Genomic DNA, 12114 nt, shown 5'->3' with positions numbered 1-12114 from the left:
AAACCACCTCACTTCTTCTTCCTTCTCACGCCAATGGTCGAGCCGTGTCTGAAGTTCGACCTGGTCCTCTGTCCGCGGAGCGGAAGGCCGAGCTCGTGCCTTATGCCGCGGTAAGCGCGTATTCTCCTGAGTCTGTTGACGTCCTCACGCCAGGCCATGACAAGCTTGGCGGTGATGAGGTGCATGTCCTTGCCAGTCTCGTAGTCCTTCGGCCTGTTGACCGCCCAGGCTGGTATACCATGGGCTATCGGGTCTTCCAGTATCTTCTCAATCTTCTTGACCTGCTCGTGGGTGAGGTAACCGGTCTTCATGTACGGGTCGATTCCTGCAACCCTGAGCACCATGGTGGCAAAGTTTATGCCTATACCCCTGATGCCTGTAAGGGCCCATCTCAACTGCTTATTTCCGTCCAAATCAACTCCCGCTACACGGACGATGTGTCTGAAGTTGTCCGTCATTACGAATACACCTCCATCTCAATCCTTCAGAGAGGATTTTGGCGCCGGGACGGGGATTTGAACCCCGGTGTCCAAGCGGACACGGGCTCTCAAGGCCCGCGCCATCCCAGGCTAGGCGATCCCGGCATACACGCGGTAGCCGCTCCCCTTCGCCAGCTCTCTCACTTCGGTGAAGTGCTCATCCATTAGAGCCTTAATATACTTTGCCCCCTGCTTCGTCTTAATCACTAACTGCAGGAGGCCTCCATCGTTGAGATGCCGGGGAGCGTTTATAACTATTTCCCTCAGCACTTCCTTTCCCGCGTGCACCGGGGGGTTAGTGATGATTGTATCAAACTTTTCGCCCTTAACGGGCTCATAGAGGCTTCCCCATCTCACCTCGGCGTTTCTAACGCCGTTGATTTTTAAATTTTTCCTCGCTATGCTAACCGCTCTCCTGTTCACGTCGGTCATGACGACGTAGTCCACGAATTGGGAGGCGACTATTCCTATAGCACCGTAGCCGCATCCCAAATCCAGGACGTGCCAGCCTTTATCAAGTATCATGCTCTCTATGAGTAGCTCAGTTCCTCGGTCGAGTTTGCCGAATGAAAAGACCCCGCTGGCGGTGATGAACTTGAAGCACTGACCTCTAATGCAGACCTCTATCGTCTTGGTCTTCAGTGGGACGTTCGGCTCCTCGGAGTAGTAGTGGCTCATGTGCAGTTTATTAGCTAAGAATACTTATAAATCTTCCACTAGAGGACATGTCTTTTTGACCAAAAAATTATTGGAGGTCTTAGATATCAAACTCCTCCTTCACAAAGACCCCTTCCACATTCCACTTCTTATTTACCGCCATATTATGTAACAGTTCATACCATCCAGCAAAAATCTTTGCAGGGGGTTCTTTTCCTGTTACATAGTCTATTTTTGCGCCTTTCTTGAAATATATCCAAAAGACAGCACTTTTTGCTTTATCATATTCGCTATCCTTCAATGGAAATTGCCTCCATTTCACTTCGAATTTCTGATCACTAAGAAATCCTCCCTCTTTAAACTTTATTGAAGTTATGTAATAGTGGGGAAGAGCCGCCAACACAAAGGTCATCTTCTTTTTCAACAATTTCCGTAGGCTGTATACTCCAACGATATACGTTCTTTTTTCCCCAATCATTAACCAAGCATCCAACGTCTGATATCCAGCTTTCTGTAATTCGATAGGAGGATACACAAAATCTCTAAATGTCCCAAACGTCATTCCAAATCCCACTGGAAACACTTTAGGCTCAGGCCAAGAACCAAGTGCAAGAAGATTGAAAGGTTTGTCTTCGTCCTCTTTCATAAGTTCAACCATGGACTCTAAGTACTCACTCACAACCTCTTTAACTGCCTGTCTTTCCAAAATACTTACCATCTTCCCCCCCCATTGGGCGGATTGTTCTTTATTTTGTAAAATCTCCTTTTAAAAGTTTCCAAACTAGAAGCGTTGAATATAACCCCTGTGCCAATAAAGGACACTATGATGTCCAGTCAAAACAAAGTCAAGTGCAATCTCAAAAAAGGGTTTTCAATATTCCTTTTTTTGCTCTTCCATGAAGATGCTGAAAGTTAGTGAGCACACCCCAGTATTCCTATTCTTGTAACCATTACTCATCCAAATAGAGAACACTCCCGAGTTTCCAGCAGGCCCATTAAAAAGTTATTACAACTTTGATTTTGAAAATTAAAAGAGAACGTTAAATTCACCACATCTTCGGATACCAGTCCCTCGGCATGAAGACCTTGTCCACATCTACCGCTATGCCTTTGCTCTTCTGGAGCATCTCACCGCTCGTCATGGTGGCCTTTCCGAGTGCAACCAGCTCGTCCTTGAGAGTCATGACCGCAACGAGGTCGCCCCTCTTGATGCCCTTGTTGAGCTTCACTATCCCCGGAACGGCAAGGTCGGCGCCGTAGGTTACCGCCGCAACGGCCGAATCTCTAATCCACACCTTGGGAAGGTGTTCAACGGCCTTCTCCATGGGCTGGATAGCCTTCCTGAAGTATTCCTCTATCCCGTCGTCCTTCCAGAAGTGGTAGTAGTCGATGAGGTCGTGGAGCGTCACCAAAGTTTCATCCTCTTTGAAGGGGCCGCTCCTCGTTCTCCTCAGCTCGGCCATGTGGGCACCGACTCCGAGGGCCAGACCAATGTGGTGGATAAGCGACCTTATGTAGGTTCCGGCCTCAACTCCAACGCGGAAGAGAACGTCCTTGCCCTCTATTTCCAGTATCTCGATGTAGTAGACCTTTCTCGTCCTCAGCCTTCTCTTGACCGCGCTCCTCAGGGGCGGCCTCTGGATTATCTCGCCCTCGAACTCCCTCATAACCGCTCTAATCCTATCCTCTGGAACGTCCCCATGGAGGTGCATCAGAGCCACGTACTCCTTACCCGCAGGCAGGAGAGCCTGGACGACCCTCGTTGCCCTCTCAAGGGCAACCGGCAGAACACCGCTGACCTTGGGGTCGAGGGTTCCGCCGTGGCCGGCTTTGTTCAGGTTGAACAGTCTCTTAATCCAGGCAACCACTTCGTGGCTCGTCGGTCCGGGGGGCTTGTCGAGGTTTATTATCCCGAACTGCATGTGCATCTCCATCGGCCTCTTCTCCGGTGGAAAGCCCCACTTTGGGTTCGTCTCGGCCTTCTCGTCCTTTATCAGAACCTCTCGCTTTATGTCAGCGGGAAGGATTCTCCTCACTTCGTCCCTCGCCATGAGCATCACCCGATGAGCGTTATCGTGGTAACCTCGAGTTCGCGCTTTATAAACCTGCCCTCAGAACTTGAAGCGGTAGTTGAAGACAGGCCAGCGGGGGAGGTACTTCACGAGCTTAAGATAACTCGGAACGAATACCTCGCGCTTGTTCTTTTCGATGGCGGTGAAGATTGCACTGACGACCTCCTTAGGGTGTAGTGCCCCCTTTGGAACCTTGTCGTTCCAGAAGGGCGTGGAGACCTGCTTGGGATAAACCCGGATGAGCGTTATTCCATTCTTCTCAAGCTCGTGCTCCAGATTAACGGAGAGATAGTGAAGGGCCGCCTTTGAGGCACCGTAGGACGGAAAGTCCCTCACGTTCACGAAAACCACACCGCTCAAAACCATCACCACCTTACCGCCCCGAGGGATTAAGTCCAAGAGCTCACGGGTGAGAGTCACCGGGACTATCGTGTTCACCCTGAAAATCTCTTCCAGCTCATCTTCGCTCTGCTCTACCAAGGGCTTCAGTATACCAAAGCCCGCGTTGTTTATGAGAACGTCGAGCCTCTCAACACCGAGATTCCCCAACTCACTTCTGATAACTTTGGGGACGTTTCTCTCCCGCAGATCGGCCACGATATAGTCAAAGTTGCCCAACGATTGGAGTTCCTTCAATCTCTCCTCGTTTCTCGCGACGCCTATAACCCGGTAGTCCCTCCCAACGAGAGCCTCCACCAGGAGCCTTCCAATGCCGCCGGTCGCACCCGTTATAAGTGCAGTTTTCATGCCATCACCAAAAGAGTCTCCAGAGAAGGACCTTAAAAGCGTTGAGAAGTGAAGGGAGGCCAAAAGGCCTCGGTCTCACTCAAGGCTGATTCCAGCCTGCTCGAGGGCGGCCCTGACGGCCTCGTCGTCGGCGCCGCGCTCGATGCTGACCTTCTCCGGAAGGGGTTCGAGGTGCTTGACGTTCATCCTCCTGCGCTTGACCTTGTTGAGGCCAGCGCCGGTAACGAGGACGAAGTTCCTGTCGATGACGTCAACGACGACGACCTTCTCTCCGGCCCTCCTTCCGGCAATTATAACGGCAAGCCTTCCGACTTCCATAGCTGGCATTCATCCCACCTCCTCATTTTTTGTTGCCCGGGTTTGCACCCGACCCCGCGTCACCGTCGGGGTATAGGTGGTCGATGGCGGCCTTCACGATCTCGAAGACCCCATCGGGACCCCATTTAGCGGTGTTAATTATCAAGTCATAAATCGACTTGTCGTCGATGTCAATACCGTACAGGTTTAAATACCTTTTCCTGTTGCCCTTCTCACGTTCGGCAATCTGGACGAAGGCCTCCTCGACGGAGATACCTTCCCTCCTCGCGACGCGCCTGGCGCGCTCCATTATCGGAGCGTCGAGCCATATCTTAAGGTCCGCATCCTTGACCATCCAGCCGGCGAGGCGGCCCTCAATAACAACGTTGCACTCCTTGGCTGCCTCCACTTGCCTCCTGTCAACCTCACGATCGATTTCAGGATGAAGCTCTGCGTACTCCTGAAACTCCTCGAGCGACATGCCCATCTCCCGGGCCATCTGCCGGAATATTAGTCCCGCGTATATGTGCTTGAACCCGTAGTGTCTGGCAAGGTTCCGGCAGAGTGTTGTTGTTCCGGAACCGGCCAAACCACTGACCGTTATGACGAGGCAGCCCTTCGGCATGATTACACCTTCAGAGGGCTATGCCGGCTCTTACCTGGGCTTTCATGACCTTCCTCATGCAGCTCGGGCAGAGGTTCGGGTAGGGCCTCTCAGGCCTCTTTGCCGTCTTCGGGAGCTTCCTGAGCTCGCTCGGCCTGCCGCGTGGAACGCCGTTGAGCGGTCTGCCACACATGGCACAGTGGGCAACCTTGGGCTTCTTTCTTTCGAAGTGTATAACGGTCCTTCCGCCCGGAGTCCTGACGTACTTCCTTCTCCATGACCTTGACCTGTACATCGGCTTCATTTTTCTCACCTCGCAACCCCTATTTTCAGAGTGTTTTTAAATTTAACCCATGTCGAGCAGCTTTCTAAGGATGTAACCGGTTATCATCGACGTCATGATGTACCAACCGACGTAACCGAGCTCGTTCGCGGGCAGTCCGGAGTGATAGAGCCTGTGGAACCAGTCGAAGACGAAGAAGTTGAATGGGGACTTCACTATGCCGACCTCAACGTACCACCTTCTGAGCCAGCCAAAGAATATCCAGAATATCGGCAGCGTCAGGAGGGTAACCTTGAACATCTGGTCCTTCATGACCTCACTCTGGAGCTTCATGAGCTCCATCTGCTCCTGCTGGAGCTTCTTGAGCTTCTTTTCGTCCTTTGCAGCCTGTGCCTCCTTGTACTTCTTCTGGAACTCCTTGCTCTTCTTCTGGAGTCTTTTCATCTTTTCCTGGTCGACCAAGAGATAGTTCAGCAGGGTGAAAAGCCCACCCAGGATTATGCCTGCGACCGTAACCACCACTATCGGGTGGTGGGCCTGTATCAGGGGTCCAAACAGATTGTCAAGGAAAGCGTATATTCCCTCAATCATACTCTCCCACCGCCAGGTTAAGTACTTCAACAAGCTCATGAACGGCCTCTTCGAGGCCCTTATCCTCATGGTTCTCGATTATCTTGATGAGTGCGTTCGAGTGCATGGCGTAGCTCACGGCAGCGGCACGGTTCAAATCCTGATGCCTCTGTATCTGCTCCTCCGTCTCAACGTCCCTATCACGCTTCAGATCGCGGAGGCGCCTTCCGAGTATCTCGCTTGGGGTGGCCTCGATTATGACTATGAAATTGGGGTTTATGACCTCAATAACCTCCCTGGGAAAGCCTAGGAGGTATCCCACTGGCGTCCTTATTGTGGCGTGAGTGTCTATGAGTATCGGCTCCCTCTTGGACATCTCGACTATTCTCCTGGCAGCTTTCATCTGAAGCTCCTTCTGTATCTCGGGGTTTAATTTCCTCATCTCATCCCTGTGACTCACAAGTCCAGCTGTAACTGCCTCCTCGAACATCAGGTCGCCGAAGTTGACGAGCCTGAATCTAACCTTCGTCTTCCTGAGGGCCAATCGGGTTATGGTGCTCTTTCCCACCCCTGGAATCCCTGTTATCATGACCACAAACGGCATCACGCTCACCCAAGGAGGTTTCTGGAAGAAGTAATCGAACCGGGTTTAAAAGGTTTTGTGAAAGAAAAGAAAGGCTCACTTGGTGAAGAACTTTCTCAAAGCCGGGAACATCTCGGTGGCCTGTTCCCTCGCTATTTCCTCGTAGAACCTGTAGAGGATACCGACCGTAAGGAGGATTCCGGTTCCAGTACCCAGGGCTCCGAGGAAGTCCGCCAGCACAGCAACTAGAGCCAGGGTGAAAGAGCCCCAGAAGGTAACGTAGGGGATGTACCTGTTGAGCACCCTCTCCAGTATCCTCGGGTCGCGCCTGAATCCCGGAATCTGCAGGCCGGCACCCTGAAGCTGTCTGGCGATGCTTCTGGCGTCGAGGCCGGTAAGCTCAACCCACAGGAATCCGAAGAGTATGGCCCAGAATATCGTCATCAGCGCATATACAAGGGCCCTTCCGGGGTCGGCTATGACGTGGTAGATGTCCCTGGGTGGGTAGAGATAGGTGACAAATCCGGTCAGCGGATAGCCGTTCTCGTCGAAGGTTCCGAGGAAAGTATAGCCGAAGTTGTTGAGGAGCCTGGCCCAGAGCTGGATGTTGGAGTAGAGGGCAAACGTCAGGATGATCGGTATGTTACTGACGTACATGAACCTTATCGGGTACCTTCCGCGAACGGTAACGCGGCCGTAGCTCAGCGGTATCTCAACGCGCATGCTCTCAAGGTAGACGACCACCAGAAAGACGACTATCGTCGCCATTAAGTCCATCATATCCGGCAGCGTTCCCCTGTAGAGGGCTCCGGTTAAGTCGCCGTAGAACAGGTGCTGTATGAACGCTGGAATGGCACCTATTATCGCGGGTCCTCCTGTGACCGGATCGATGTAGTCGGGCGTCGTTGCCGGGTTGAGAGCCTTCGTGATGACGGTCTGGGAAACGCCAGCGGCGATGAAGAGACTGATACCGCTTCCGATTCCCCACTTGCTGACCAGCTCATCCAGGAGGATGAGCATGACCGAGGCGAATCCAAGCTGGAGTATAATGAGTATCGCCAGGCCGAGTCCTATGTACGCCTCACCGGCGGGTGTCGTAACTGTCTGGAAGGCGCCGATGCTGGTGTCAACCCTACCGAAGGCGCCGGCGAAGACATAGATAGCTGCCTCAAAGAAACTCATGAATACCGCGAACAGTTTTTGAGCCGCCTGGTAAAACCTCCTATCCTCATGATTGGATAGATCGAGGTGAACTATCTCGGAACCGACGAGAAGCTGCATGATGATGCTCGCGGTGACTATCGGCCCGATACCGAGCGTCAGAAGAGAACCGCTCCTTCCGGCGAGGACGAACCTGAGCGTGGCGAAGTAGTCCTGAATCTGTGCCGGGATTCCATAGAGGGGAATCTCCGCGAGGACGAAGTACAGCAGCAGAACGATTCCCGTCCACATGAACTTCTCCTTGAGCGGCACGTGCCTCTTGGGCCGCTCCACCTCGGGGAAGTACCTCTCAATTGCGAACACTACGTTCCTGAACCCCATGATTAACACCCGCCAAAAGTTAAATTAAAGGAGGAGTCAGGCGAGGAGAACCTCGCCGCCGGCGGCCTTTATCTTCTCCTCGGCCTTGGGGGTGACGTAGTAGGCCTTGATGGTAAGGGGCCTGGTGAGCTTTCCTGTTCCGAGAACCTTGTCGACGCCGAGCTGAGTGACGTCAACGACCACCTTCCCCTCCTCCTCGTAGGCAACGCCCATGTCGAGGAAGAGGGTGAGGTTCTCGTCTATGTCGCTGAGGTTTATGGTTTTTGGAATGTACTGGACGGCCTTGGGCCTGTGGAAGCCGCGCTTTCCAAGGTGGTCCGGGGCGTACTTGATTGTCCAGGTCCACTTAGTGTTCTTCCTCTTTCCGGTTCCAGCCATTCCCTTACCGCCCTTGCTACCGCCGCCGCGGTGCTTCTTCTTGCAGCCCCATCCGTGAGTGTGACTTCCGCGGAGCTTCCTAACCTTCTTCTTTCTCCTTATCATCTCTCGCCACCTCAGAGCATTCTCTCAATGAGGTCATTTATCCTCTCGCCGCGGTAGCCGAGGGCTCCGCCTTCCTTAAAGCTGCGCTTCTTGCTGCCCTTCAGTCCTCCCCTCGGCGGGTGGAGCCTGAAGACCGGCTTGATATTCGGCAGGTCGGTGAGCTTCATCTCGCCGGCAACGACCTTCTGGGCGAACTCTTCGATGGTCATCCCGAGCTTCTCCTTGACGTAGTCGTCGGTTATCGGCCTGTTGCCGAGGAGCCTGCCCCTCTTCCTGAGGAGCTCTGCGAGGGTCTCGGCGTTTATCTCTCCCCAGGTGATGTAGTCCTTGACCTTCTGAACCATTCCCTTGTAGCTCGGGTTGTCGTCAACGAGGACGAGGTGGTTGATCCTGTGGAGGCGGAGCATGGCGAGGGTGTCCCTCACGTCTCCCCTCGCCCTTATCCCGCTCCTAAGCCTGATGAGTGCAAGCTTTGCCATCCTCTCTCACCTCACTCCAGCTCAAAGTTCGCCGGCATTTCTCTTCCGACGATGATACCGTACTTCTCTTCCATGCCCGGCTGGATTGCGACACGGTTGGTGTTGTAGAGCGCGTTGAAGACTGCCTTGGCGAAGTTGACTGTCGTCCTGGTCTCACCCAGGCTCTGGGACCAGACGTCCTGGACACCAGCAAGGCTGAGTATCTTCTTGCCGACGTCACCTATAACGAGACCAAGGCCACGCGGTCCCGGCATGAGCTTGACGCGGACGCTTCCTTCCTTGCCCTCGACGGCGAAAGGGATTGAGTGCGGTCTTCTACAGCGGCACTCCCAGCTTCCACAGCCGCGCTTGATCTCGATGATGTTCATCTTGGCGTAGTTGATGGCCTTCCTGATGGCTATTCCAACCTCCTTACCGTGGCCGATGCCGAGGCCGACGTAGCCGTCCCTGTTGCCGACGGCAGCTAAAACGCGGAACCTTATGCGCCTGCCGCTGTCGGTCATCCTGACGGTGAGGGCTATGTCGAGAACCTCCTGGTTCTCCCTCATGTTGACCTCCGGAAGGAGGACGTCAACTATCTCGGGCTCCTTGATCTGGTATCCCTTGCGGAATATCTCGTGAATGTCAGTTATCTGGCCCTCTTTGACGAGCTGGCCGAGCTTAGTTCTCGGCTCCCACTCCTCCAAAACCCTCTGGGCAATCTCCCTCGGGTCGCTCATTCTCTCGCCTCCTCAAACTTCTCGATTATCCTCGCCTTGACCTCCTCAAAGTGCTCGGGGAGCTTCTCGGGCTCGAGACCCTTGACGAGGTATCCCGAGAACTGCTTCCTATAGCGCTCCTCGTCCTCCCCCTTGAGAGCCTTGGCATAGTTGGCTATGTGTTCGCCGTTTATCCTGTAGTCCTCCGGGTAGATCTCCTCGCTGTGCGGGACGTTGAGGCCGGCATCCACTGCGCCCTTGAGGACAGCGAAGATGCTCGAACCCCGGGTCGGCGGGTGGAGGCCTATGTCAAGGATGGCCTCTTCAACGCCGGCCTTCTTGGCCTTGTAGCCTATGAGGAGACCGAGCAGGTAGGCGCTCGGGGTGTTGCCGCCGTGTCCCTTCCAGCCAAAGTCCCTCATGAGCTCCCTGGTGTGAGCTGAAACCACGGTTTTATCTCCCTTGGGGTCGTAGACGACGATCTGAGCTATGTGGTGGTTGAGGGTCTTCCTCACGACAAGCCTGGGCTTTCCAGACTTGAGGAGGGCGAGCCTCTTGTGATAGTTAGTCTTACCCTCTCTCCTTCTCCTGAACGGAACCCTATACCTTGGTCCGTGTGCCATCTCTCTCACCTCACTCCTTCAAGATACCGTGCTCCTGCATGAACATGTAGAGCTGCCTCTTGTTCTTGAACTGACCGCCCTTGGCCCTGATGTAGAGCCGCCTGTAGGTGTGCTCGTCGAGCTTGCCCTCGGCCTTGAGCTTCCTGAGCTCCTTCCTGAGGGCCCTTATGGTCATCATCCAGCGCTCCTTCTTACCCATCCTGGCGGTCTTCTTGCCCTTCCTGCTTCCGGGACCCCTGTGGCGTCCCTTCTTCCTGGCCTCCTGGTAGGCCCTGGCGCGGGCCCTGCTCTGGCCCTTAACGGGCTTCTTCTTGATGACGCCGTCGTTGATGAGCCTTTTGATGTCCTCCCTGGTGATGGCAGCCGCGACGTCATCAATCCTCTCCGGGTCAATCCAGACCCTGTTCTCACCGCACTTCAACAAATCAGCGGCAATCCTTCTCTGCATCTTGAGCATGAGTCTCACCTCGCGTTAAGAACCTTCACACCGAGCTCCTTCGCCCTGGCAAGTATAAGCTCCCTCTTCCTGGCACCGACGGTCCTGGCTATCCTGGCGGCCTGCCTGGTCGGGTCTATCGCTTCGAGCTCCTTGACGTTGTGGACGAGGACTTCCTCGTAGCCGCTCGGGTGAAGCCCACGGACGAGCCTCGGTGAGCTCCAGCCTATGCTCGGTGACCTAGCCTTACCCTTCTTCTTGAGCCTCATTTTGCTGTCGATTCCCTTCGGCCTGCGCCACTTCGGGTCGTTCTTGAACTTCGGATAGCGCCACCACTCCTGCCTAAGGAAGCGGGGCTTCTTCCTCTTGATCCTGGCCCTTATCCTAAGGAGTCTCGCCTTCTCGTTCATTTCTCACACCTCAGAACTTTATCGGCTTACCAGCCTTCTCCACGATGTAAATTCCATCCTGGAAGACGCGCCTGTCCCACTTGGTTATCCTGGTTGCCTGCTCGATGTTCGCGGCAGTCTGACCGACGGCTTCCTTGTCGATGCCCTCCACGATGACCTCTGAACCCATGACCTTGACGGTGACTCCAGGAAGTATCTTGGCCCTCCTCGGGTTCTTCTCACCGAGGAAGTTCTCGATGACGACCTCGTCACCCTGAACCTTGACGGTCATGGGGAAGTGGCTGTAGACAACCTTGAGCTTGTAGGTGAAGCCTTCGGTGACTCCCCTGATCATGTTCGCTATGTGGGCCTTGAAGGTTCTGGCTATGGCTATGTCGCGCTTCCTCGGGAACTCCTTGAAGACGACGACCTTACCGTCCTCGGTAAAGATCTGAACGCCCGGATACCTGAGCTCCCTCTCCAGCTCTCCCTTCGGGCCCTTGACCTTGACGACGTCATTCTCAACGGTGACTTCAACGCCTTCAGGAATCTCAACCTCTTCCCTTACCCACGCGTCTATCGGCATCTCTCTCACCTCAGTATACGTAGGCTATCAGCCTTCCGCCGATTCCCTTCTCGATGGCCTCTTTGTGGGTCATGACACCCTGGGAGGTCGAGACGATGAGGATACCGAACTCGAAGGCCGGAAGGAACCTCTTCTCCCAGGCCTCGTACTCCCTGGCCTTGACCGGGAACCTCGGCTTTATCGCCCCAGCCTTGTTGATCTTTCCTATGAGCTGCACCCTGTAGATGCCTGCCCTTCCGTCGTCTATGAACTCAAACTCACCGATGTAGCCGTTCTCCTGCATAACCCTGAGAACCTCTCCCATGAGCTTGGAGGCCGGCTTGAGGTAGACCTCCTTCTTTCCGACCCTCTCGCTGTTGGTTATATGCGAAAGCGCGTTTGCCAGCGGGTCAAGCAAAGTCATCTCCTCTCACCTCACTCGTACTTCTTAAAGCCCAGCTTGGGGGCTATCTCTCTAAAGCAGTGCCTGCAGAGCATAAGGCCGTGTATCCTGATTATTGGGCCGTACTGGCCGCAGCGCATGCATCTTCTCGCACCCTTCCCAAACTTTCTGGGCTTCCTCTTGTTGTAGTCAGCCTTCGCCATC

General features: G+C 54.3%; 20 protein-coding genes and 1 tRNA gene. All 21 read right to left on the bottom strand.

The window, feature by feature from the left end; translation table 11 throughout:
* Window positions 1–8 precede the first annotated feature (8 nt).
* The 21 genes from E3E25_RS01850 to E3E25_RS01750 all read right to left on the bottom strand — a co-directional run bounded on the left by E3E25_RS01850 (window position 9) and on the right by E3E25_RS01750 (window position 12113).
* Window positions 9–458 carry a 30S ribosomal protein S13 gene (locus E3E25_RS01850; protein ID WP_167891594.1) on the bottom strand — a complete coding sequence of 150 codons (450 nt, stop codon included), beginning with the start codon at window positions 456–458 and terminating at the stop codon, window positions 9–11.
* Window positions 459–497: 39 nt separating this feature from the next.
* Window positions 498–584, bottom strand: a tRNA-Ser gene (locus tag E3E25_RS01845).
* A complete protein-coding gene (locus E3E25_RS01840; protein WP_167891593.1) occupies window positions 570–1157 on the bottom strand; it encodes a class I SAM-dependent methyltransferase in 588 nt (195 codons plus the stop codon). The genes E3E25_RS01845 and E3E25_RS01840 overlap by 15 nt, the downstream gene beginning before the upstream one ends.
* A 79-nt stretch (window positions 1158–1236) precedes the next feature.
* A complete protein-coding gene (locus tag E3E25_RS01835; protein WP_167891592.1) occupies window positions 1237–1854 on the bottom strand; it encodes a hypothetical protein in 618 nt (205 codons plus the stop codon).
* Window positions 1855–2182: 328 nt separating this feature from the next.
* Window positions 2183–3187: an RNA-guided pseudouridylation complex pseudouridine synthase subunit Cbf5 gene (locus E3E25_RS01830; RefSeq protein ID WP_167892595.1), complete on the bottom strand. Its 1005-nt coding sequence runs from the start codon at window positions 3185–3187 to the stop codon at window positions 2183–2185.
* Window positions 3188–3247: 60 nt separating this feature from the next.
* Window positions 3248–3955, bottom strand: coding sequence for an SDR family oxidoreductase (locus tag E3E25_RS01825; protein ID WP_167891591.1), 708 nt, complete (start codon window positions 3953–3955; stop codon window positions 3248–3250).
* 75 nt (window positions 3956–4030) lie between these two features.
* Window positions 4031–4282, bottom strand: coding sequence for a 50S ribosomal protein L14e (locus E3E25_RS01820; RefSeq protein ID WP_167891590.1), 252 nt, complete (start codon window positions 4280–4282; stop codon window positions 4031–4033).
* Window positions 4283–4295: 13 nt separating this feature from the next.
* Window positions 4296–4877 (bottom strand): (d)CMP kinase, encoded by a 582-nt coding sequence (gene cmk, locus E3E25_RS01815; RefSeq protein ID WP_167891589.1) that lies wholly within the window; start codon window positions 4875–4877, stop codon window positions 4296–4298.
* A 10-nt stretch (window positions 4878–4887) separates the two neighbouring features.
* Window positions 4888–5160 (bottom strand): 50S ribosomal protein L34e, encoded by a 273-nt coding sequence (locus tag E3E25_RS01810; RefSeq protein WP_088855846.1) that lies wholly within the window; start codon window positions 5158–5160, stop codon window positions 4888–4890.
* Between the two features lie 42 nt (window positions 5161–5202).
* Window positions 5203–5730: a DUF106 domain-containing protein gene (locus E3E25_RS01805; protein WP_167891588.1), complete on the bottom strand. Its 528-nt coding sequence runs from the start codon at window positions 5728–5730 to the stop codon at window positions 5203–5205.
* On the bottom strand, window positions 5723–6313 hold the full coding sequence (locus tag E3E25_RS01800) for an adenylate kinase (protein ID WP_167891587.1): 591 nt from the start codon (window positions 6311–6313) through the stop codon (window positions 5723–5725). Before E3E25_RS01800 ends, E3E25_RS01805 begins: the two co-directional genes overlap by 8 nt.
* A gap of 75 nt (window positions 6314–6388) precedes the next feature.
* The gene (gene secY / locus E3E25_RS01795) at window positions 6389–7834 is read right to left on the bottom strand and encodes a preprotein translocase subunit SecY (protein WP_167891586.1); all 1446 of its coding nucleotides are present in this window, start codon (window positions 7832–7834) and stop codon (window positions 6389–6391) included.
* A gap of 36 nt (window positions 7835–7870) precedes the next feature.
* Window positions 7871–8317, bottom strand: a complete 447-nt coding sequence (locus tag E3E25_RS01790) for an uL15m family ribosomal protein (RefSeq protein ID WP_167891585.1) — start codon at window positions 8315–8317, stop codon at window positions 7871–7873.
* Window positions 8318–8328: 11 nt separating this feature from the next.
* Entirely contained in the window at window positions 8329–8796 is a 468-nt protein-coding gene (locus E3E25_RS01785; RefSeq protein ID WP_167891584.1) for a 50S ribosomal protein L30, read from the bottom strand.
* A gap of 11 nt (window positions 8797–8807) precedes the next feature.
* On the bottom strand, window positions 8808–9515 hold the full coding sequence (rpsE, locus tag E3E25_RS01780) for a 30S ribosomal protein S5 (RefSeq protein ID WP_088179860.1): 708 nt from the start codon (window positions 9513–9515) through the stop codon (window positions 8808–8810).
* A complete protein-coding gene (locus tag E3E25_RS01775) occupies window positions 9512–10117 on the bottom strand; it encodes a 50S ribosomal protein L18 (protein ID WP_167891583.1) in 606 nt (201 codons plus the stop codon). The genes rpsE and E3E25_RS01775 overlap by 4 nt, the downstream gene beginning before the upstream one ends.
* A 10-nt stretch (window positions 10118–10127) precedes the next feature.
* The gene (locus tag E3E25_RS01770) at window positions 10128–10574 is read right to left on the bottom strand and encodes a 50S ribosomal protein L19e (RefSeq protein ID WP_167891582.1); all 447 of its coding nucleotides are present in this window, start codon (window positions 10572–10574) and stop codon (window positions 10128–10130) included.
* Between the two features lie 5 nt (window positions 10575–10579).
* Complete coding sequence (locus E3E25_RS01765) at window positions 10580–10963, bottom strand: 50S ribosomal protein L32e (protein WP_055429662.1); 384 nt, start codon at window positions 10961–10963, stop codon at window positions 10580–10582.
* Window positions 10964–10973: 10 nt separating this feature from the next.
* Window positions 10974–11528: a 50S ribosomal protein L6 gene (locus tag E3E25_RS01760; protein ID WP_167891581.1), complete on the bottom strand. Its 555-nt coding sequence runs from the start codon at window positions 11526–11528 to the stop codon at window positions 10974–10976.
* A 10-nt stretch (window positions 11529–11538) separates the two neighbouring features.
* On the bottom strand, window positions 11539–11931 hold the full coding sequence (locus tag E3E25_RS01755) for a 30S ribosomal protein S8 (RefSeq protein WP_088179855.1): 393 nt from the start codon (window positions 11929–11931) through the stop codon (window positions 11539–11541).
* 11 nt (window positions 11932–11942) lie between these two features.
* Window positions 11943–12113 (bottom strand): 30S ribosomal protein S14, encoded by a 171-nt coding sequence (locus tag E3E25_RS01750; protein WP_014012546.1) that lies wholly within the window; start codon window positions 12111–12113, stop codon window positions 11943–11945.
* Window position 12114: the final 1 nt, after the last annotated feature.

The sequence above is a fragment of the Thermococcus sp. MAR1 genome (assembly GCF_012027305.1).
GTDB lineage: Archaea > Methanobacteriota_B > Thermococci > Thermococcales > Thermococcaceae > Thermococcus.
Note: the sequence above shows the minus strand (reverse complement) of the source record. Positions and strands in the feature narration are given on the sequence as shown.

Excerpts from the sequence above, each read along its gene's own strand:
- E3E25_RS01790 (WP_167891585.1), bottom strand. The coding sequence starts at position 8,317 with ATGATAAGGAGAAAGAAGAAGGTTAGGAAGCTCCGCGGAAGTCACACT.
- E3E25_RS01840 (WP_167891593.1), bottom strand. The coding sequence starts at position 1,157 with ATGAGCCACTACTACTCCGAGGAGCCGAACGTCCCACTGAAGACCAAG.
- E3E25_RS01835 (WP_167891592.1), bottom strand. The coding sequence starts at position 1,854 with ATGGTAAGTATTTTGGAAAGACAGGCAGTTAAAGAGGTTGTGAGTGAG.
- E3E25_RS01770 (WP_167891582.1), bottom strand. The coding sequence starts at position 10,574 with ATGCTCAAGATGCAGAGAAGGATTGCCGCTGATTTGTTGAAGTGCGGT.
- E3E25_RS01765 (WP_055429662.1), bottom strand. The coding sequence starts at position 10,963 with ATGAACGAGAAGGCGAGACTCCTTAGGATAAGGGCCAGGATCAAGAGG.
- E3E25_RS01800 (WP_167891587.1), bottom strand. The coding sequence starts at position 6,313 with ATGCCGTTTGTGGTCATGATAACAGGGATTCCAGGGGTGGGAAAGAGC.
- E3E25_RS01850 (WP_167891594.1), bottom strand. The coding sequence starts at position 458 with ATGACGGACAACTTCAGACACATCGTCCGTGTAGCGGGAGTTGATTTG.
- E3E25_RS01820 (WP_167891590.1), bottom strand. The coding sequence starts at position 4,282 with ATGCCAGCTATGGAAGTCGGAAGGCTTGCCGTTATAATTGCCGGAAGG.
- E3E25_RS01810 (WP_088855846.1), bottom strand. The coding sequence starts at position 5,160 with ATGAAGCCGATGTACAGGTCAAGGTCATGGAGAAGGAAGTACGTCAGG.
- E3E25_RS01775 (WP_167891583.1), bottom strand. The coding sequence starts at position 10,117 with ATGGCACACGGACCAAGGTATAGGGTTCCGTTCAGGAGAAGGAGAGAG.
- E3E25_RS01825 (WP_167891591.1), bottom strand. The coding sequence starts at position 3,955 with ATGAAAACTGCACTTATAACGGGTGCGACCGGCGGCATTGGAAGGCTC.
- rpsE (WP_088179860.1), bottom strand. The coding sequence starts at position 9,515 with ATGAGCGACCCGAGGGAGATTGCCCAGAGGGTTTTGGAGGAGTGGGAG.
- secY (WP_167891586.1), bottom strand. The coding sequence starts at position 7,834 with ATGGGGTTCAGGAACGTAGTGTTCGCAATTGAGAGGTACTTCCCCGAG.
- E3E25_RS01750 (WP_014012546.1), bottom strand. The coding sequence starts at position 12,113 with ATGGCGAAGGCTGACTACAACAAGAGGAAGCCCAGAAAGTTTGGGAAG.
- E3E25_RS01805 (WP_167891588.1), bottom strand. The coding sequence starts at position 5,730 with ATGATTGAGGGAATATACGCTTTCCTTGACAATCTGTTTGGACCCCTG.
- E3E25_RS01785 (WP_167891584.1), bottom strand. The coding sequence starts at position 8,796 with ATGGCAAAGCTTGCACTCATCAGGCTTAGGAGCGGGATAAGGGCGAGG.
- E3E25_RS01760 (WP_167891581.1), bottom strand. The coding sequence starts at position 11,528 with ATGCCGATAGACGCGTGGGTAAGGGAAGAGGTTGAGATTCCTGAAGGC.
- cmk (WP_167891589.1), bottom strand. The coding sequence starts at position 4,877 with ATGCCGAAGGGCTGCCTCGTCATAACGGTCAGTGGTTTGGCCGGTTCC.
- E3E25_RS01755 (WP_088179855.1), bottom strand. The coding sequence starts at position 11,931 with ATGACTTTGCTTGACCCGCTGGCAAACGCGCTTTCGCATATAACCAAC.
- E3E25_RS01830 (WP_167892595.1), bottom strand. The coding sequence starts at position 3,187 with ATGGCGAGGGACGAAGTGAGGAGAATCCTTCCCGCTGACATAAAGCGA.